The organism is Prevotella sp. MGM2, assembly GCF_002933955.1.
Taxonomy (GTDB): domain Bacteria; phylum Bacteroidota; class Bacteroidia; order Bacteroidales; family Bacteroidaceae; genus Alloprevotella.
The window spans coordinates 1-19279 of the sequence record NZ_BEWW01000283.1 but is presented as its reverse complement, the minus strand read 5'-3'; the positions used below and the strand labels follow the sequence as shown (position 1 = coordinate 19279).

At 40.2% G+C, this 19279-nt stretch carries 34 protein-coding genes; all 34 read left to right on the top strand.

Annotated features, from left to right (window positions below; all coding sequences use genetic code 11):
- The first annotated feature begins 24 nt into the window (after positions 1-24).
- The 34 genes from C5S62_RS07690 to C5S62_RS07535 all read left to right on the top strand — a co-directional run bounded on the left by C5S62_RS07690 (position 25) and on the right by C5S62_RS07535 (position 19126).
- Positions 25-516: a hypothetical protein gene (locus tag C5S62_RS07690; RefSeq protein WP_104404799.1), complete on the top strand. Its 492-nt coding sequence runs from the start codon at positions 25-27 to the stop codon at positions 514-516.
- A gap of 138 nt (positions 517-654) precedes the next feature.
- Positions 655-1077 (top strand): hypothetical protein, encoded by a 423-nt coding sequence (locus C5S62_RS07685; RefSeq protein ID WP_104404798.1) that lies wholly within the window; start codon positions 655-657, stop codon positions 1075-1077.
- A 12-nt stretch (positions 1078-1089) separates the two neighbouring features.
- Positions 1090-1395, top strand: coding sequence for a hypothetical protein (locus C5S62_RS07680; RefSeq protein ID WP_104404797.1), 306 nt, complete (start codon positions 1090-1092; stop codon positions 1393-1395).
- Between the two features lie 26 nt (positions 1396-1421).
- Positions 1422-1589, top strand: a complete 168-nt coding sequence (locus C5S62_RS13605; RefSeq protein WP_190311567.1) for a hypothetical protein — start codon at positions 1422-1424, stop codon at positions 1587-1589.
- 78 nt (positions 1590-1667) lie between these two features.
- Positions 1668-2198, top strand: a complete 531-nt coding sequence (locus tag C5S62_RS07675; RefSeq protein WP_104404796.1) for a hypothetical protein — start codon at positions 1668-1670, stop codon at positions 2196-2198.
- Between the two features lie 121 nt (positions 2199-2319).
- Complete coding sequence (locus tag C5S62_RS07670) at positions 2320-2556, top strand: hypothetical protein (protein ID WP_104404795.1); 237 nt, start codon at positions 2320-2322, stop codon at positions 2554-2556.
- A 29-nt stretch (positions 2557-2585) separates the two neighbouring features.
- Positions 2586-3275 (top strand): hypothetical protein, encoded by a 690-nt coding sequence (locus tag C5S62_RS07665; protein ID WP_133159535.1) that lies wholly within the window; start codon positions 2586-2588, stop codon positions 3273-3275.
- An 11-nt stretch (positions 3276-3286) separates the two neighbouring features.
- On the top strand, positions 3287-4264 hold the full coding sequence (locus C5S62_RS07660) for a hypothetical protein (protein WP_104404793.1): 978 nt from the start codon (positions 3287-3289) through the stop codon (positions 4262-4264).
- A 36-nt stretch (positions 4265-4300) separates the two neighbouring features.
- Positions 4301-4546: a hypothetical protein gene (locus tag C5S62_RS07655; RefSeq protein WP_104404792.1), complete on the top strand. Its 246-nt coding sequence runs from the start codon at positions 4301-4303 to the stop codon at positions 4544-4546.
- A complete protein-coding gene (locus tag C5S62_RS07650) occupies positions 4543-5010 on the top strand; it encodes a hypothetical protein (RefSeq protein WP_104404791.1) in 468 nt (155 codons plus the stop codon). Before C5S62_RS07655 ends, C5S62_RS07650 begins: the two co-directional genes overlap by 4 nt.
- A 3-nt stretch (positions 5011-5013) precedes the next feature.
- A complete protein-coding gene (locus C5S62_RS07645) occupies positions 5014-5397 on the top strand; it encodes a hypothetical protein (protein WP_104404790.1) in 384 nt (127 codons plus the stop codon).
- 6 nt (positions 5398-5403) lie between these two features.
- A complete protein-coding gene (locus tag C5S62_RS07640) occupies positions 5404-6006 on the top strand; it encodes a hypothetical protein (protein WP_104404789.1) in 603 nt (200 codons plus the stop codon).
- Positions 6003-6464 carry a hypothetical protein gene (locus C5S62_RS07635; protein ID WP_104404788.1) on the top strand — a complete coding sequence of 154 codons (462 nt, stop codon included), beginning with the start codon at positions 6003-6005 and terminating at the stop codon, positions 6462-6464. The genes C5S62_RS07640 and C5S62_RS07635 overlap by 4 nt, the downstream gene beginning before the upstream one ends.
- 5 nt (positions 6465-6469) lie before the next feature.
- Positions 6470-6796 carry a hypothetical protein gene (locus C5S62_RS07630; RefSeq protein ID WP_104404787.1) on the top strand — a complete coding sequence of 109 codons (327 nt, stop codon included), beginning with the start codon at positions 6470-6472 and terminating at the stop codon, positions 6794-6796.
- 12 nt (positions 6797-6808) lie between these two features.
- Positions 6809-7492, top strand: a complete 684-nt coding sequence (locus C5S62_RS07625) for a hypothetical protein (protein ID WP_104404786.1) — start codon at positions 6809-6811, stop codon at positions 7490-7492.
- Between the two features lie 10 nt (positions 7493-7502).
- Positions 7503-8102, top strand: coding sequence for a hypothetical protein (locus tag C5S62_RS07620; RefSeq protein ID WP_104404785.1), 600 nt, complete (start codon positions 7503-7505; stop codon positions 8100-8102).
- A 3-nt stretch (positions 8103-8105) separates the two neighbouring features.
- On the top strand, positions 8106-8336 hold the full coding sequence (locus C5S62_RS07615) for a hypothetical protein (RefSeq protein WP_104404784.1): 231 nt from the start codon (positions 8106-8108) through the stop codon (positions 8334-8336).
- Positions 8333-8830, top strand: coding sequence for a hypothetical protein (locus C5S62_RS07610; RefSeq protein ID WP_104404783.1), 498 nt, complete (start codon positions 8333-8335; stop codon positions 8828-8830). The genes C5S62_RS07615 and C5S62_RS07610 overlap by 4 nt, the downstream gene beginning before the upstream one ends.
- Complete coding sequence (locus C5S62_RS07605; RefSeq protein ID WP_104404782.1) at positions 8827-9204, top strand: hypothetical protein; 378 nt, start codon at positions 8827-8829, stop codon at positions 9202-9204. Before C5S62_RS07610 ends, C5S62_RS07605 begins: the two co-directional genes overlap by 4 nt.
- Before the next feature lie 74 nt (positions 9205-9278).
- A complete protein-coding gene (locus C5S62_RS13600) occupies positions 9279-9446 on the top strand; it encodes a hypothetical protein (protein WP_190311566.1) in 168 nt (55 codons plus the stop codon).
- Positions 9447-9470: 24 nt separating this feature from the next.
- Positions 9471-10181, top strand: a complete 711-nt coding sequence (locus tag C5S62_RS07600; RefSeq protein WP_104404781.1) for a DUF1566 domain-containing protein — start codon at positions 9471-9473, stop codon at positions 10179-10181.
- A gap of 87 nt (positions 10182-10268) precedes the next feature.
- Positions 10269-10793: a hypothetical protein gene (locus C5S62_RS07595; RefSeq protein ID WP_104404780.1), complete on the top strand. Its 525-nt coding sequence runs from the start codon at positions 10269-10271 to the stop codon at positions 10791-10793.
- Between the two features lie 12 nt (positions 10794-10805).
- A complete protein-coding gene (locus tag C5S62_RS07590; protein WP_104404779.1) occupies positions 10806-11225 on the top strand; it encodes a Cas9 inhibitor AcrIIA9 family protein in 420 nt (139 codons plus the stop codon).
- Positions 11226-11245: 20 nt separating this feature from the next.
- On the top strand, positions 11246-12553 hold the full coding sequence (locus C5S62_RS07585) for a PcfJ domain-containing protein (RefSeq protein ID WP_104404778.1): 1308 nt from the start codon (positions 11246-11248) through the stop codon (positions 12551-12553).
- 1 nt (position 12554) lies between these two features.
- On the top strand, positions 12555-12869 hold the full coding sequence (locus C5S62_RS07580) for a hypothetical protein (RefSeq protein WP_104404777.1): 315 nt from the start codon (positions 12555-12557) through the stop codon (positions 12867-12869).
- Positions 12870-12976: 107 nt separating this feature from the next.
- Entirely contained in the window at positions 12977-13126 is a 150-nt protein-coding gene (locus tag C5S62_RS13595; protein WP_190311565.1) for a hypothetical protein, read from the top strand.
- Complete coding sequence (locus C5S62_RS07570) at positions 13119-14381, top strand: reverse transcriptase domain-containing protein (RefSeq protein WP_104404775.1); 1263 nt, start codon at positions 13119-13121, stop codon at positions 14379-14381. Before C5S62_RS13595 ends, C5S62_RS07570 begins: the two co-directional genes overlap by 8 nt.
- Positions 14382-15264: 883 nt before the next feature.
- Positions 15265-15723 carry a hypothetical protein gene (locus tag C5S62_RS07565; RefSeq protein ID WP_104404774.1) on the top strand — a complete coding sequence of 153 codons (459 nt, stop codon included), beginning with the start codon at positions 15265-15267 and terminating at the stop codon, positions 15721-15723.
- A gap of 23 nt (positions 15724-15746) precedes the next feature.
- Positions 15747-16772: a ubiquitin carboxyl-hydrolase gene (locus C5S62_RS07560; protein ID WP_104404773.1), complete on the top strand. Its 1026-nt coding sequence runs from the start codon at positions 15747-15749 to the stop codon at positions 16770-16772.
- Positions 16772-17038: a hypothetical protein gene (locus C5S62_RS07555; RefSeq protein WP_104404772.1), complete on the top strand. Its 267-nt coding sequence runs from the start codon at positions 16772-16774 to the stop codon at positions 17036-17038. Before C5S62_RS07560 ends, C5S62_RS07555 begins: the two co-directional genes overlap by 1 nt.
- Positions 17035-17505 (top strand): hypothetical protein, encoded by a 471-nt coding sequence (locus tag C5S62_RS07550; RefSeq protein ID WP_104404771.1) that lies wholly within the window; start codon positions 17035-17037, stop codon positions 17503-17505. The genes C5S62_RS07555 and C5S62_RS07550 overlap by 4 nt, the downstream gene beginning before the upstream one ends.
- A complete protein-coding gene (locus C5S62_RS07545; protein WP_104404770.1) occupies positions 17498-18004 on the top strand; it encodes a hypothetical protein in 507 nt (168 codons plus the stop codon). Before C5S62_RS07550 ends, C5S62_RS07545 begins: the two co-directional genes overlap by 8 nt.
- 21 nt (positions 18005-18025) lie before the next feature.
- Complete coding sequence (locus C5S62_RS07540) at positions 18026-18934, top strand: hypothetical protein (protein WP_104404769.1); 909 nt, start codon at positions 18026-18028, stop codon at positions 18932-18934.
- 12 nt (positions 18935-18946) lie between these two features.
- Positions 18947-19126, top strand: a complete 180-nt coding sequence (locus tag C5S62_RS07535) for a hypothetical protein (RefSeq protein ID WP_104404768.1) — start codon at positions 18947-18949, stop codon at positions 19124-19126.
- The last annotated feature ends 153 nt before the right edge of the window (positions 19127-19279 follow it).

Below are 19279 nucleotides of genomic sequence, written 5' to 3'. Positions count from 1 at the left end.
CGTCAACTAACAAACATTTAAGCAATGGCAACAAAAACATTCAAAGGGACATCTATGCCCAAATCTAAGCTCGACGCCTATGGTGTTGGGCTTTTACGTTTGAGTGAGGCGCATATCAATGCCGAAAACTTCAAACAAGAGGAAATAGAATATATCGGCAAATGCAGCATCCACCGGCGCAAAGTGGTGCTGGGTCGTATCGGTAACGTGTGGGGAATTGCCGGGCGCATGGCTGAACAACGGAACCATGTAGCCGCACAGTTTCAAGCGGAGCTGCGTTTTCGTGCTCACTATGTTATCGAGGGCAAACGTGTTACGGTGCTTCATGCCTCAAACGGCAAAACTACTGTACAAGCAATGTCTGATTTTGAGCGCCGCGATACTTCTAAAACCGTCTGGGAAATGGGCGCAAATGAGCTTTTCAAAGTGGCTCAGGGGCGCAGACCGTCTCGCAAACACGCTCCCAAAATGGGGTTGTCAACTCGCATTGCAAACTCTATCCGTATGGAAAAATAATATTCACTTCATAAAATCATCACCAATGAAAACGACAGTTTACTATCTCTGTGGACGCCCTCATGTAGCCGTTAGAGTGGCTACCTGCTCAGGAGGCAATTACATCAACTTTATCAACTCTTCTAAAAACTTCAAAAAATGAAATCACTTCTTAAACTCTGTGTTATCGCTCTTGCAGCGGCTTTCTGTGGCGTTGGCTGTGCTGCCGCCGCTTCATGTATCAAATACAACAAAGTTGAACCGGTTGACACCATTTTGGAGTACACTTCCGAAAATCGTCCTGTAAGCGGTATGTTCTTCTCTGCTGAATATGTGGTAGAGGAATATGAGTATGACGATGCTTTCTGTCTGCTCTATGACGATCCGGACGCAAACATGTGCAACGTGGAAATCTGTGTTGACCTTGAAACCTATCAGGCTGTGCAAAAAGCTATCAAAGAAAAACGTGAGATGGTCGGTAGCCTTGTGTTGAATGACGATTACAGCTTTGACGGTGTGGAAGTGTACACCTTTATGCCGGAGCCTGAATTTGAGATGGCTGCCGCAAGTGCAAAACTCTAAAACTCCTGAACAATGAAAAGATATATTCTCTCATTTGCTCTGATGTTAGCGGCAATCGGAGCGTATGCCCAAAGCGAAGTCAAAAATGACACAATCGCCGTCAACAACACTGAAATCAACAAAATCGTCACTGACGAAACCACCAATTCCAAGGGCAAGAAAGTTATAAAGTATTACTTTCTCTACGGTGGTGAGCTTATCCAGGCATCCCGTCATGTAGTGGAATCATATAACCTCTGTCAGAAGCATGGTGCAAAATGCCACCTTGCTATGGTGGTCAACAAGAAAACTAACCGTAAACGAATAATTCTACACTAACACCCGTAAGGAGCGGGAATCAACGTATGGCAAATTATGAAAACATGTCGGTTGAAGAGCTGGAGGAAGAGCGCGACCGACTTGAAGCAGAACTGCAACAGTCAGACGATGACGATGAGATAAATTATCTCACTGGTCAAATCGAAGAAATCGAAGATATACTCGATTCATTCTATCCAACAGATTGGGATTAAATCCCGTCTATCAAAAAACTGTGGTCGGTGCCTTTAGTGGTGCCGACCACTTTTGTATAACACATCAAAATTATCAATATGGCTAATCTCGAAGTAAAATGCAATTTCGCAAGCGTATTCGCAAAATATGATACAGTTGAAGAACTGAAGGCTATTGCCAACAACATCTGTGGTCAGGTAAAAACTGCTTACGATGCCCGTATCAAAGAAATCACTTCTGGTCATACCGGCGTAGTGGTTGAAGTAACAACCACTAAAACGGAGGCAAAATCTCAAAAGGAAAAGACCGTCAAGACAAAGGAAGCTGTGAAAAAGCAAGCCGAACCTGTCAAGACCACTGCAAAAACCAAGCCCGACAAGGACACCGACACTCTTATCTCTATCACGGATATCAAGGCAATCAAGGAGCTGGGGCTTACTTTCGAGAAGTACAACGACCGCTGCTGGGTACTTCGTGGCAACACCAAACCGCTTCGTAAAGTCCTCAAAGACCAGTTCAAAGGTGTATTCAATAGCCATCTGACCGGTGGCGAAGGCTGGGTCATCAAAACTGCTAACGTGGAAGGATGTGCTAAGGCTCTCGGCTTAAAAATCACTAAGGCTGCATGAATGAATTGGATGAGCATAAAGGGCAGTGTCTGCCCAGAACATTGCCCTTTATCAATTATTAACATCCATTAGTAAATTTCTGAGCAATCAAACTTCTAATAAACAAAAAACGGACTCACAAATGAAACAGACATCAATCGAAATTCTCAATGCCATACTGACCATTGTGCTCGGTATCCTCTCGCTCATCGTTCTTTTCAACCGTAAGGTCTGGCTCAAAGTGAGCCGGAACATCCTCAAACCTCATTTCGGCATTGAGACCAAAACTTATAGGAAGTGGCATGACAAACGCTCTGCCCGCATCCAAAAACTGCTTGACAAGGAACATAAAGACAACAACATAACCTCATTCGGATAATGCTTAACACTGCTAAGATAATTCAGACCATGCGTAACATTGTGGCTGATGTTATGACCAGTTTCAAAACGGACTTTGAAAACTACGACCGCCCATACATTGAGCAAGCAGCCACCGAACAGTTCCCGATGATTTGGATAGTCGGGAAATCACATACAAACCTCTTACAGTTAGGAGCGTTTCGCAATTCCTTCTTTGAAAGAGAAGATGTACGATACAGATATGCTCAGGGAGATGATGGGTTCTCAGGTTATCTGGAGCCTTTGAATAATGATAGGGTGTTCTTAATCACTGTTGATGACATCAATCAAGTGTCAAAGAAACAAGCTTGTGAAATCATACGTGACATTACACTGCCAGTTGTTAACGAATGGACTGCCAAAAATGGTGGACTTCCAGATGATACCCGTATGACAGTCATACTTTCCGGTATTTCTCTTTCCAAACTGAAAGAGTTAATCCACGACTGTCAAGCTCATGGCGATAATTCACTACTTAAAGCCTTAAAAGGCTTACGTCAACGTATAAAGCTTGGTGCTGACCATTATATCCAGGTTACTTACCATTCGTCTTATAATGAGTTTGCATTCTGTGAATATCTTAACGGAACCCCCAAAATTAATGGGGGCATAGTTTTTCACGGATGGCCCGAAACAGGTTATAAGACCAACGGTTCTGTTCAGATTTTTCCTTCTTATGGTTGGAGCAAACATACTTAACACTTATAACTATGAGCGATGAAATAAAACCTTGGGAGCCATACATTCCTGAGTATGTTAGCCTTTACTATGTCGGCTATAACGATAGTCTCGATAACAATAGCAAGCTTCTTCGCAAGTGCATTACTGACAACAATCTCTATCCTCTGAGTGAATCGGTATATGATTGGTGGGATTTTCCTGAAGGAGAATATCTGGAGGAGATGCAGAAAGCGATGGAGAATGACGATATAGAATGGGATGATGATTGGAGAGATGAAATTCTTGAAGCTATTCGTGACAAGGATACCAGCACCCCAATCGAAGACCTCATAAACAACACATCAGACCTTCACTGTTATTTCGATCTTGGTTATGACGTGGATGAGCCATTCGGAGCTGATGAAGAAGAGCAGGAAGAGGAAATCGACGCTATCTGCAAGCAGCTCAAGATTGCCAAGGACTCTCCGATGAGAGACAAAATCGCAAAAATCTACTATAACGCATCCTATGGTGGAAGCCTTCGCATTTATTTCCCGGCTGGTCTGATGACATTATTGACCGGCAATGGTTGGGATAGTGCTAACGAGGACTTCAAAACCATCAAGTTCAAAGGTAAATTCCGTGTAGTGATTATCGACACCGTGAATGGTAGTGGTGATTTCGAGGATGACGTTGAACTCGATGTGGAATATGATTTTGACCGCGCCTTATTAGGCATGTCAGATGAGGATCATTATGGATTTGAAGAAATTTTCGGCGATGATTGTGGTATCTCGCATTGTGAAACCCCGACATTTGAGAAAGTTCTTAAATCCGATACCATCCATGTGGATAGCGAACCGCTTCGTCAGGAACGTGAAAAACAACAGAAGTATAACGAAACATTCCAAGCAGGAAAATGCACTTATGGTGATACGGACATGAATCGACACCGTGATATCAAATACTCCAATAGCTATCCATGTGGCTGGAGCTGTCCTTATTGTGGAATGTTCTGGACTGATTGACCTATGCGATATTCAACTCCAATCTATTCAAACAGCTTGAAAAAGAAAATCAAGCAAATAAACAAAACACAAGTTCGCAAACGATATGATGCAGGGGAGACAGTTTATCTGCTCCCTTGCCTCTGCAATGTCGATGGAGTTTGGGTTACTCCTTATCCGCTTAATAAAGAACACGCTGTATGGTGGGGAGATTCGTTTGATAGCGATGTCATCAGCTTCACCAATTACAACTGCTGCTCTGAATTGGGCAAGTATCCAATCTTCTTTATCGAAACGCCATGAACTTTAATATTGAAATCGTTCAACGACCTAAAACTTATGTGACAGGTTTTTGTGTTGGGCGAAGTCAAGATGACTTGAAAGCTGCAATCCTTCGCAACAAAAAGGTCACACTCGACATTAGTTTTTACACAAAGACATCTCTGAATGTGTCTCTCAATATCGAGGATATTTCATTCAGATGCAGCTACGTTCCTGCCGGCTGTGAAAATCTAAAGTTTCACACAACACCCGGGCACAATATGTGGACCAGTGGCAACTATGAAGCCAATTACTTCAAAATCCTGAAGAAACAAGGATGGAATGAATTGAAGCACTATGGTATGGCGCTTGTCGATTCACTCCGTCTGAATACCAACGAAACAATCACGCTTTGCTTTCTTTTTGATGAAGAAGTTATGAAAAAGTTGGGAATTGTTGAGGGTAAGCAATCAGGATGTTTCTTTCATCACTTCAAAAACGATTGATAGATGAGAACCATTATAATTGGTGATTATGAATTTGTGGCTGATGCACTTTATGAGATTTTTGAATATCTTTTAGAGGCAAAAGCGCAAGATGCCTTTGAGTTTGTGCCAAAAGGACATCAATATGGCTGGATGGTGACACCTCAGCCTAAATATTATCTTAATAAGGATAAACAAGAGATTCCCGCTCTTCCTTTTCATACCTTTAATTGGGAAATGTACAATGAAAGGTGTGGTGTTTATCGTGGTATGGAATGGGGGTGGGTCTTAAAGGTGGAGCAACGACTTTATTTTATTTCCATGCCTGGTGATGTTCCCAGTGGATTTGAAATGAACTGTTGGTATCGAAATTTTTACACTAAAGGTAATAAAAACAGTTTGATATAATCAGCAATGAAATACATAGTTGAAGAAAGCCTCCGTAACTTCAAATTTTGGAGTGGAGGCAAAGACCGCGCAGATAATTGCTCCCCCGATGAACTTGATAGTATCGAGGAATTTCTTGAGGAAATCGAGCCTGCTGATGGGTGGACGGATGGCGCAATCAATGATATGTTCTGGTTCGATTTTGACACACTTGCTCAACATCTCGGATACAAAGATGAAGAGGATTTTGACCGTCAACACGACCCAGATTATCTCGATGATGACCAGCTTGAAGAATATGTCAAAGACTGGTTCGTCAACTTCATTCAGAAAGTCAAAGCTGATGAGGGTTATAATAGCATAATTTATCTCTATGAGAATTGCTTCGATGGTGATTATCGTGATTTTGTTGACACGGATAAAGAAGCGGATGAGATTACTGAGGCTTATGATTATCCTGAATGGCTTGGGGAACGATGCTTCAATTATCTCATCTCAGTTGAGGCATCTGAATTAATGGAAGCACTCTTTGAAGATGACAATGGTCACGAAAATCTGACTGACTTCCCAACAAAAGAGCAATTCCGAAAAGAAATGATGTGCAAACACAAAAAATCAGAACAGCAATGAAGCAAGAATTATATCACACCAATTATGCAGTCGCCGTAAAATGGTGCAACAATGCACTGGTGCTCTGCAATAATATCCCTGAGATAGATGATTCTGTGTGGGATAATTTTGAGCCTATCGTCGATTTGGAGTATGAACCTGAATATGATGAAGAGGGCGAAGAAATCAAACCTAAGTGTCCGGAATGTGGCGGTGAAATGGTGCAGCGTGGACCTAATATGGTGTGTGAAGATTGTGATGAAGGCGAAGATCAAGTAGAAATCTATCAGTGGTACATTACCGATTGCTCTAAGTGGGATGTAGAATATCTCACAAAAACTTTTGGGTTGCTTTTCACTTACAGTGATTTGCTTGACTGCTATATCCTTTGCGTAACCCACTTCGGTACCGGCTGGGATTATGTGGACTGGTACACCACCAATCCTAATGCTAAACGTGAATGTGGCGAGAAAAAATAAGTATTATGGAAAAGAAACTATACTCCACAGTTAGATTCGTGCAAAGTTCCGATGAGGATTACAATCGAATTGAGGCTGTATTCAGTGGGCTTAGGACTTGGTATTGTGAAGGCAATGCCCAGCCGGTCATTGACTATCTTAGTGATTGGGATGATGAAGAGAATGAGCTTACTGCTGAAGAGCCGATGATTGCCAAAATGGGAGATACAAGGTATGCCGATGAAAATGGTACTTACACTCTTCTTTACAATTCTACCATAGGCGGTTGTTTCTTGCTTTATAGGGAAGCGACTGAAACAGAAATTGATTGGCATAACGACCATGCTAAATAACACAAGACAACAATGAAAACTTCAATTTGCGTCAAAAGTTTCCCCGGATTCTATGAAACAATTTTTGATGAAAGATACATAGAGTCCGACCAGCGAGACCAACTTTATGAGCTGTATAAAGGCTTTAAGCATCTTGACGATTGGGAACTTCCGGAATCGTATCGGTCTGAGGTCGCCAAAGAGTTTGCTGAGATGTATATCAGTGAGCTTAACGATAAGCTCGGTCTCAAAATGGAGTTAACATCAGAATCCGTTGAATCCCCCAGAGAATATAATTTCACTACAGATCAGGTTATCTGTTTTGTCGAAGTTGGTGACTGGGATGGGTTTGTTAAAAAGGTTTCTTCATTGATGAGCCAGCCGGAATATACAACCGAACTTGCCAAAATCATTAAAGAGAATCATTCAGATCGCCCTGGTTTCTGGAGTTTCATGAGCAACGATATAGAATATTGGTATGGGGCTATATTAGATCCTGACAATACCAATTATCTGGAATGTGTGTTGTGGTATCTTTATTGCTTGAAATCCGGAGAATCTATTTACAATGATGGTGACTGGAATATGGCAGAACAAATCTATGAAGAGCTTAGTTGCTCACGAGATACAATGAATCTTATCCCAATCACAGACGAAGCCAATAAGGAGTGGGAGGAATGGCGTGATAAGGAAGAAGCCAATACGGGACTGCATTGATATTAAAATTATGGTTACAAAAGAAATCACAAAAGAGCTGGTTGAAAAGCAGATGAATAGCACTTTGAGTTATTTCCCTTGGGGTGGTAAGGTAATCGCTGTTCGCCAGAATGAATGGGGCGAATGGATTGCTGACTGCAAAATCCCCGGTCATTACAGTAGGGACTGTGATGGGCCTGGCGGTCATTACTACCGTATGGAAGATGCAGATTGTCCTATCCGTCAATTTATGGTTGTTCTGGAATATCATGAAGCCAGATTTGGCATGGAGCCTTGGTGGTTGACGAGATATTGGGAGGCGGCAAACAATATGAGAGAGCCTACTTTCCCTGAATCTATGGATTTCTTTGACCCCGATGCCCCTCGGAGTCCATACATACTGGCAAAAATAAAAGCCAGCATAGAAAAACATCCCTGCCTGTTTCAACTTCAGGAGATGTGGGATAAGTTTGCCGATACCCCAATCAATTCTGAAGATGAGATAGAGCAGCCATTTTACTTTTGGGAAGCCGGCACATCCCGGTTCGATATATGGCATTGGTTCGATGAACTTTGTCCTAACGGTCTTGCAGTAGATTTGATGGGCGAAACTCCTAAAACAGTTTTTTAAGTTATGACAGTCTGTATTCAGGAATTGAAAAACGGAAAGGTTGTTGGTGAGTGGATGGCAGTCAGTTCAGTTTGTGCCGCTCGTAACCAGTTATATGCCATAAAGAACACTAAGACCGCAACAAGTCCGGGTGTAATAATTGAAGAATCCCGCAACTTCATTGCTCTTCATTATTCTGATGGCTCAATTAGAAAGTATCAAATCGTCAAATACTTTACTAAAGAACCGATATGAAAAAATTAACCGATAAAGAATGGTTGAGGGTATTTAATCAATTCTTTGATCAATGTTTCAAAGTCGAATTGAAAAACGGTCTTTCAACTAAAGAAGCTATGGAATTGGCTTTTCAAAAGACTGTAGATCTTGAATACCACCCCTATTCCCCAGTTTCGCTTTCAGTCAATCACAGAGTGCTTGGCGAATGGGGGGAAAAACATCAAAATATGTTAGCTAACAACATTCATATAGCCATAATCAACAGCACACCTCAAAGTACAGAAGTCGGCATCATCAAAGTAAAGCGTGAATGGTTATGTTGCGATTTTCCTCAGTGGCTGATCGACAATGGGCATTATGATTATTTCTATGAAATTCTAGATGATGAAACGGAATTGATTGAGCTATTCCTTTTTGTTTATTGCGATTACAGCCAAAACAATCTACTTTGGCAATGTGTGCCGGCAGATATTCAGCTTAAACGTAAGACTATTAAAGACTACCAAAAATGAAACATACAGATTTCTATGCTCTTCACAAAAAATTGGATGAGCAAGCACGTAATGAGCTGGTAGCCGCCATCAAAGCTCATGGTGGTGAATATATTTTTATTCACGAAAATGAGGATGGCGATTATAACAATGAAGAAAAGAACAATGCTCCTATAATTGCCGCTTCCACTCGATATATGGATGGATATGAGGACTTTTATGTGGTTCGTGTAGCTATTGAAGATGATTGGTTGCAAATCTATGGGTTCCCTAAAGATGATTGGTATGCTGAAGCTGAATTAACCAGTGTTGCACATGGTCATCTGGAATATATTATTGACATGATCCCGGAAACTGAAAATGTGCAGGACGTAACCATTGCATCCAAATCCTAAAAACTCTTAAAAATCGAGGTAACATTCTAAGAAATCGCATTTCTGCGACTATTCAACTATAAACAATTATTAACATGACAGTACAAGCTATGAACTGCCTTGAACTATATCGAGGCGGCAACCCCACTACTATCAAAAAACTGCTTCAGGCTCAGAAACCATCAGTGGTGAATGAGCTGAAAAATCACTTCGGCACCAACGATTTAGACAAACTTGCTATATGTCTGAGCAAAGGCAAATAATATAAACTTAAATTCACAACCAACATGATTTCAGAAGAAATTTCTAAGGAGATTTACGCCTCCTTACCCACAGAGCAGAAACTTAAACTTGCTCTTTACAGCGATTTCGGTGATGAAGCCAAAGAAGTTTATGATTTTCTCAGCTCCACCAAAAAGGAAGATGAGCAAATCAAAATCTCAATCGCACAAACAGAAGGCTCTCATCAGGCTATTCTGAATGATGGAGTTTACTACATCTATGAAGATGGCTCTGTTGAAAAGTTTGATTACGATAAACGTAATGCACCTACTCAGAAAGTAGAACGTATCGGCGTGGTAATGGGTAGTCATGCTCTCGCTGTCAATCTGGAAGATTACCCGGAACAACCTCTCACCAATCAGAAAGACCGTGGCAACTATCAGGGGTACATCTCAGAATACGATGATGCTGTTGCTGACTGGAATGGCAAGTCTAATACAGAACATATTAAATCTATCGGTACCGGCATAGAACTGAAAGATGATGAATGGATCCCGTCAGTCGCTGAACTCTACCTAATTTATCTCAATAAACGTGCAATCAACGCCGCCATTGAACTGAGCGGCGGTAGCCGCATCAAGAATGGCTGGTATTGGTCATCTACTGAGCCCTCGGCGACGAGCGCTTGGACCTTGGCCCTGTACGACGGCTACCTCTACTGGGCCGATAAGGTGCAGGGCAGCTACTACGTCCGTGCCGTGGCAGCATTTCATTAACCCTTAACCCCTTTATCCCTTTAACCCTTGGAGCGAAGCGACTACGAGCGGAGCGAGTGAGGGATAAAGGGGTTTAATCTCTTCCTTATGGAACCTTCATATCTTAGCAATGTCCGTAAATTATTACAGGCAAAGGATTATGAGGCTATTGCAAAAACAGAACCTCAAATTATATCAGATTGCAAAGATAAATTAAGTAAATGCACTACCTCGATAGGGATAATGCAGGCTTTTCTGCTTACTTTTGAATCTCTTCATAATGGCAAACAGAAGAATCCAAATGACCCATTACCAGATTATTTATTGAATATAACAAATAGGTTAATGAGTGAATATGGGTTCATCAAAATTGATGACTATAAATCGCTTCAAGCAGATGATGTAACCTGGTATTGCTGGAAACATAAAGGTAAAATTAATATCAATCCAGTAGTAATTAATAAGGTCATAACTGATTCTAAAGTTCACATTCGATATACTCATCACGAACCTCCAAATGGTTTTGAACACACATTCAAAGCCAATAATTTCAAATTTGCAATCAGACAGTTGGCTTCACCTACAAAAATGAGAGCTAACGCTAAATATACATTCTTTTTCTTCAACTTATAAACATTTGATAATATGGAATTTACATCTTTTGAAACCGCAATAAAAGATTATCTTGACAAACACGCTCAGGAAGATCCCACTTTTGCTCCAATATACGCAAAGCCCAATAAATCAATAGCTGAGTGCTGTAAGTACATCACTCAGGAGGTTGAGAAAAACTGTAGAAAGGGTGGTCGATGTGTAGCCGTCCGTGAACAAGAGGTATATGGTTTAGCTATTCACTACTATGATGAAGATGACATTGTAGTTGATGGGCCGAAGAGCAATGTGCAAGTAGCAGCCGGCACACCGGAAGTTACTTCCGAAATCGTAGAAGCGACTGCTGAAGCTCCCGAGACTACAGAAACAAAACGTAAGGTTCGCAAGCCCAGAAAGCCTAAAGCAGAAGTTGATCCTAACATACCGGAACCATTAGAAATCCCAATTTTCTAACTTGAATCACTTATGACAGTATGAAACCAAAGAATAAGCTTCAAAGGGAGGTTTTGAAACTATCTCAAAGCCTTCCTGAGCTGAATGATTATCAGCGTAAGGACGCAATCAAAAAGGTTGCTCCTCATATTGCAAAATATAATTCTAAGAAAGAATATGTTTGCTTGGATTGCGGTCATTCGTGGACTGGAGATGAAGCAAAGAGTGTTGTCTGTCCTCATTGTCATGTTCAGTTGAAAGTTGACAAATCTCGTAAATGGAATTACTGTGATAAGGCGTATTTTGCTATTGTTGCCAAATGGCAAGGCTTTCAGGTAATCCGAATGTTCTTTATGCAGACAAACCTCAGAAAAGGTAGAGAGGCTTCATACTGGATTTCTGAAGCATTTCAACGCTGGCTCAGACCGGATGCTAAATGCACTATCATCAGTCGTGCCCGGCATTGGCTTTCTCATTATTGTGATTGCTGGAATTGGGATAGTGATTTGGAGCTTCGTAATGAACATTATGGTCACACAATAATCCCTTATAAGGTTGTCGGACACTCATCAGTTATTCCAGAAATCAAACGCAATGGTTATGATGGCGATTTCCATAAATGTTCCCCATATACTCTTTTCAAAATGCTTCTGACTGACAATCGAGTTGAAACAATCTTGAAAGTAAAACAGTATCATTTGCTTAGATATGCTATGGCTTATTCTCATACCATATCAAGATATTGGGCTTCGATTAAAATCGCTCTCAGACATAAATATCAAATCAATGATCCGTCAATGTGGTTTGATTTACTCAATGCACTGGAATATTTGGAGAAAGATTTACGCAACCCTCAACTAATTCTTCCGAAAGATTTGAAAAAATCACATGATGAATGGATGGCTAAAAAGCGAGCCAAAGAAGAGAGGGAAGAAAGACGTCGGCAGCGAGAACGGGAACTGAATGAAGAGCAGCGTTATCTGGAGAATCTAAAAAGAGTAGCGAAAGATGAAGCTGCTTACAAGAAAGCCAAATCCAAATTCTTTGACTTAGAGTTTGTTGACAATGAGATTGTTATCAAGCCTTTGACAAGCGTGAAAGAATTTGTTGAAGAAGGTCATTTGATGCACCATTGCGTATTCTCCAACCAATACTTTAAGAAAAACGATGTACTGATATTTCATGCTTTGGTTTCTAATGTGTCGGTGGCCACTATCGAACTGTCATTAGAGAACATGATGATTGTTCAATGTCGCGGTGTTCATAACTCCAAACCTGAGCAGTATGATCGGATTGTAAACACAATTCAGTCCAACATTCCTAAAATCAGACAAAAAATAGCATCATAATATGACACAAAACGAAATTATCGCTGTGACAGCTATCAATAAGTGGCTGTATTATGGCTGGAATTATACGACTAAGTATTTCAGTTGGATTGATTCTGCCGGCAATGAGCAGGGTGAGTATCTTCCGGAGTTTCTTGGTGAAGTCAAATGGACTTGTCCTTTTCTGCACATGGTAGGAAAGTGGCATAAAGCCACGGAATCCCGCAATGCTGACGCATATCTGGTTTGTTTTTATGCGGAGTTAGACAATCAGAATAGACAGCTTTTGCTGGAATGGGTTCTACGATATTACTCCGGTGAAAAATCAATATTCTGATTATCATGGAAGTGTATTGTGTAAAGGTTGAATACGAAGGAGCTCGTGTTTCAAACAATTCTACTTGTCACATTCTTTGGTCATCTCTTGAAGGTGCAAAAGAAAGTTTGAAAAGAGAACGTGATTATATCCTTCAACATAACCCCTGGCTAAATAATGAGAACTGCATAGAAAAGGATGAAGACGAATATTTTTACGTCCATGATGACGATGATTATTACACTGTAACCATATCTAAAGAAACCGTCCATGACTGACAAGATATTAGAACTGTTTTTCGAGCCTGATCGGTGGACTTATGCCATTCATAAAGGCATTGGAAAACATATTAACAAAGCTCATCTATATCAGCTTACAAAACCATCTACAAGAATGGCTATGTATGCTGCTATAAGAAATGGCAAATATGTTATTGCGCCGCCACATACTGCTCTAATCCCTAAAGACAATGGGGAGTTCCGTACCGTATATATTAATGAGCCGGTTGATCGGGTATTTCTTAGTATCGCTAACGATTTACTGTTTGAATTGATGCCTGAAATGATTCATTCCAAGTGTCAATCCTATCAGAAAGGGATTGGTTGTGGCAAGATCGTCAAGGAAATATCTCGCAAGATTTGTGAAACCAAAGGCGAAATCATCGGCTGGAAATCTGATTTTAGTAAATATTTTGATTCTGTCCCCATTCAGTTCATAGATGATGCTTTTGATAAGGTAGAAGCCAAATGGGGACATTCATCAATCATAGATGTTCTCCGAAAGTATTATCATTCAGATTTATATTTTGACACTGATGGATTACTGCAAGAGAAGTATCAGTCATTAAAACAGGGTTGTTCAGTTGCCTCTTGGTTAGCCAATGTAGTGATGTTCAGTTTGGATGAACGTCTCAGTCAACTGAATGGCGAATATGTCCGATATTCTGATGATGCTCTATTTGTTGGACCTGACCATGAAATTGCAATGCAAATCATGGAGGAAGAGGTTAGCAAACGAGATATGGAGTTAAACCCCAAAAAGATAGAGTTTCTTACTCATACTCGATGGTTTAAGTTCTTAGGCTACTCGATTAAAGGAGCAGACATTTCTCTAAGTCAAACAAGAATTAAGGCTTTTCAAAAAGAGATTGAAAGTCGTACACTTCGATTTAAGGGCGCTACCCTTAGCAAAGCCATGTATTTGGTCAATCAATATCTCTATCGTGGTAACGGAGAGTATAGCTGGGCAACGTCAATCTTGCCAGTCATCAATGTTGACAAAGACATTCAGACACTGGGAGTATTTGTTATGGATTGCCTGAGGGCTGTTGTGACCGGAAAGACCAAAGTAGGAGGCTTAGGTTATGTAGCTACTCAATCTGATGGCTGCATCCAACGAGGTATAGGCAAAAATGTTAAAGCGAACCGTGCTAAAACTGACAAGATGTTTCCCGGTTTCTTTACTCTTGGATGTATGCAAAAGGCATTAAGAACCAGCAAAGAGGCATATAAAACACTAATATCCACAATGTAAACTTCATAATCATGCGACATCATATTAGAGACAGATAATCTATTTATATTGAGTGTGCAATCTTTGACAGAATGATGATTCATTTAGAGACGGATCAACATACAAACTGTTGGGCAAAGCTTAACAGCTTTCTGCCCAACGGTCTGACAGATCCTCCTGCATCAAAATATTATAGTAACACACAATTTCATCTGACTGTCAATTATCGAGTATGCGATTATATCTGAAGGGTCTTATCTTCAATTATACAGTAAACATTATGAGATGACCCAGCATTAATCATCCTGGTTCATCTCATCCGTTGTACTGTATATATCAACTCAATAAAGTAACATACCAAGGGCATGACAGATATATAAAGCTAAGTATATGGCAACTTTCTGTGAGATGATAAATTCAAATCTACCTTCGCTAATGAACGCGGCTTAGGCTTTATCAAGCCTCCTCCGCGTAACCGGAAGGTTGAATATCAATCCAATAAAGCAATATACCGCATCATCTTCAGTAGTTTCTTGAAATGCGTCAATATCGGTTCAAGAAAAACATCATTCAGTCATCCAGAATTGTACGCGGTTCAGGTTGCACCGGCTTTCACGCCGTGCCCGGTCGTTCAGCCGGTTCCACCTGAACCTTCTGGATTCCATCAATATAATAAAGTAACGCATCACAGTTTTTGAGAACCTAAAAAACCTCAGCATAGAGGATATAATCAAGAATGGCAAATTCATAGAGACTGGTCAAGATCAGGTTCCGAATCGACTCAGCCAGGTTGAGTCACCGTGGCTTCGAGTCGATTCGGATCCTGTCAGACCAGCTCTGTAATCGAACACAATATAGAAATATGCCGTGTCACTGAGATTATACTTTTTTATTCATATCAATTATGCAGAATATTTATAATGAATCTATTGAGAAAGTCGCAAATGGAGCTAAATTCCAAGTTGACTTTCAGACACGAAGCCTGAAGATTGATGGTAAATATATCATCAAAAATGGTGAGTATGATGGAGAGTTGGGCGTAGGTCTGACCACTAATCCATTGCTCATCATCACTCAGCTTTTCTTACGTTATCAGCACAGTTTGCCTTCAGAAAGAAGTGATAATAAACGTAAGAAATATTTCATCGCTCTTCCGGAACACGAACTGAGCGATGAGGATATGCTCTATGGCGAGCCACGTGAAACTGCTCAAATAAGTTTAGAACTATATGTTCTGGGCGTAATTCTGAATGGTTCTTTACAGTGGGATAAATTTGCTAAAGACAAATGGTTCTGGCAGTCTCCCAATGTAAAAGAACTTGTAATCCTAAAAGAATGGATTGAACCAACAACGAATAAATAACAAACTAACAATATCATACCGTTATGAAGAAAATCAATGTACAGTGCCCTAAGTGTGGTGCCAATATCGAAATCGAACACGTAGCAGTTGCAATCCCAGCTATTGCTGTCAGCTTCCCAGTTAAAGACGTAAACAAAGCTGAAAGCAAAATCGAAGCTCTCCGTAATGCCGGGGTGGATGTTTCCAATCTGTTTTCTATCTGTGGTAAAAACGGCGATTATGAAGTCGGCAGGCTGGCTAATGGTCGGCTCTCTATCGTGCCGGATGATGACCCTATATTCGCAATCATTAAGAAGAACGGCACAATTCCTGACCGTCGCTTATTCCGTCGCTGGATCATGGCTCAGGTCTTTCACATGCTGACTGAAACAGACTATAAGAGCAACATTCCCATAGGCTTTACTGCCGCTCTTCGTAGAAAAGGCTATAAATACCAGTGGACTATGGTAGTTGAAGAAATGCGGGTTCAATCCAAATTAAATCTCTCAGACCCGGAAAACTTTGCTGAACGTAATCGTTGGTTCAACAAGAAAGTTGTGGTCGAAATGGCGCAAGACTACATTTCACAGCTTAAAAAAGTAGTTAAGGGGCTACGTGTAAGACATTGCAAGGGCGTACCCTATGTGCGTCTTGGCAACACCAACATCTTTGTTACTGATATTCAGAGCAAGGTGTATGACCAACTTGAAAAGGCTTTGAAGTCTATCAAAAATGCCCGTACACCAGCTGTTTTAAGCATCGCCACTGAGAAATATTATCAGCTTATCAAGAAAATCTATCTGGCTTACGAACTTGATCAGTCAAGAGCGTTCAAAGACGCATACAAGGGAGCCGGTGCTTTCTTCACATTGAAGAATCTCATTCTCTTCCATGATTGTGTATTTCTCCACATGACACAGGAAGCATCTCTCGCTTACCTCTACCAACTCATTGAGCCTAAAGATTTCGAGGGCTATAAACTCTTCGGCATCTTGAAAGATTTTCTGAAACAGAACAATATCAACATAGCCGCTAAACAAGCTGAATGGCGAGCACAATCTTCTAAATAATGCTGCCTGACATTATCAGAACTGAATATGAGGTAGAAATTCTTTCGGATAACAGCAATGTTTATGTTCCGGGAGATTTCTACCCATCATCAGACTTCATTGAAGATTTCCTTTCTCAATATGAAGTTGATGATGTGGAGTATGTTGCAGTGAAGAGTCTCAAAACACCAGAAGCCATAAAATATATTTGTCGCCTTTGGGAAATAGACGCATATCTTCACACTTATAAAACAATTCACAAAACTCAATCTGTTAAAGACTTATGAAAGCCTATATCGTATGGTATGAAGAACTTGGCTATGAAGTCACGATACCAATAGATGAAAATGGTAATCTTCTTTGGGATAAATCTGATTTAGACCAAATTAAAGATTATGAACTAAAACTCTTCGGAAACAAAAAATGTGATAACTATTTTCATAGACATAATTATTCTCGTAAAAAAGGTATTGATCTTGCTCAACAACTTATTGAAAGCGATATTCGAGAAAATATATGGGAACCTGAAGAGATACAGCAACTGACAGTCTATCCAAAAACGGCAAAAGACTATCTGACAGATAAATCTTTGGACGAATTAAAAACAGCTTTTTATGAGCGGTTTAACATTACCAATTATGTTCCGGAGCTATTTGATCTTATACCTGAAGATGTTTTATATAGCTGGTTGACTGCGCAGTTTGAGAAAGAGTTTACATTACAAGAACTTAAAGAAGTATTTGAAGATGAATAGACTTGCGACTATACTGGAGGATTTCTGTGGATGCACGGGGCTACCTTTTGATAGTAAGACCGGCAGACTTACCGAAGAAGGTGTTAAGGCATATCAAATCCTTAAAAACATCATCAGTAAATTAGGTGAGCTTGAAATCATAGATGCCAAGAACGCCCATAAAAAGCTTGATAACCTTCGATATGGTTATCTCTTAGCAGGCAGATGGGATTATTCTGATTCTAACATTAAAAAGATTGCTAAGGCAACAGTTGGCAAGTCTTTATTTCAGTATGATTCTTGGAATGGTTCGTCTATGACAATCGTGATAGAGGATATTGAATTACAAAACAATGCGATTCATTTCACTGGTACAAACCATTGGGGTGGTAAATCTGGTATTGATGTCAATAGAGCAATGGTTGGTCAATTATTGGCTACCGGGAAAGCGGAGCGACACAATACTCTTGAAGGCTGTGATATAGTGACTCGATGGTCGTTAAATGACACATCTAATTAAATAATTTATAACATATAGCACATGAACACTTTAACAATAGGTCAAGATGTCTGGTGGTCAGACCCTGAAAATAAAACTTCAGGCTCTTATTTAGTGCTTGAAATCAAAAAAGACCCTAATGATGGTCTTGATGATAACACTATAATTCTCATCGGAAATGGTGTTTCTGAAGCAGAAGTTGAAGCTTGGGAGTTACAGGACATCGAAATCCGTAGAAAACGCATCAAAGAGCTTGTAGATCAGGTTACAACAATTGCAGAAAACGATGATTGGAGCGTTTACAATCATGATGATGAATATAATACCATTGACCTCTATATTTCAAAACGCTCATCAATGGATCAAGACTTTGGTTTTTATATTGAATGTAAAACTGCGGAAGCTGATGAGCTTATTAAGGCTATTGAAGATTACCACGATAGTTATGATCCTGATGAAGAGGCTGCTCTTTGGGTCGGTCCGGATGGTCATGGCTGTAATGGTGCTCCTTACAATTTGTCTGATCTTATTGAAGATATGCAGGAGTGTAAAAGCAATGTAAAAAAGTTGGTTGATTTACTCAATCAGGAGTTTAATGGCATCAAAATCACCAAACCTCAACGTCACTCTCAATTCTCTGAACGCTTGTATAACATCCGAACAGAAGTGCTTGAAGAGATTAATGACACCTTACATGATATTCGTGACAAGACCGGCTCAACAAGTGTTTTGTGGTCAAGCATAACCAATCAGCTTAACACTGACATTTGTGGTTATGATCAATCGGTACTGCCTTCCACTATTGGAATAAGTGACGATAACTCTTCAGAATTTGTTATTGTTTTTGCAGATTACTGCAACTGCTCTGATTCTATCAATGGAGAAAACATCTATACTGAAACACTGATTGACATCCTGCAATATCTTGAGGAATACCTATCAAAACTTTAATAAAAATTCAAAATGAGAACCAAAAAGACCGAAAAGGATACTGCTGAAAAGCGTCCGGCAAACTATACACCTCAGCCTGGCAACAAAGCCACTCTTACTTTGGCAGATTTCACTGATGATAATCTGTTTGCAGAACTTAGAAGACGTGGCTACAATGGTGAGTTGCGTTACTCAAAAGTAATTACGGTATGAAAAATCAAGCCACCAACAAGAAGTTGCAGTCAAAACTTTCTCGTCTCTGCAAGAATTGCGACTTAAAAAAGGATATGGGGTATTGCCCATTTTCCAACAAACCTGTTGGCGGAATTAATTTAGTGCATACTTAATTCTGCCAATGGGCTTGTC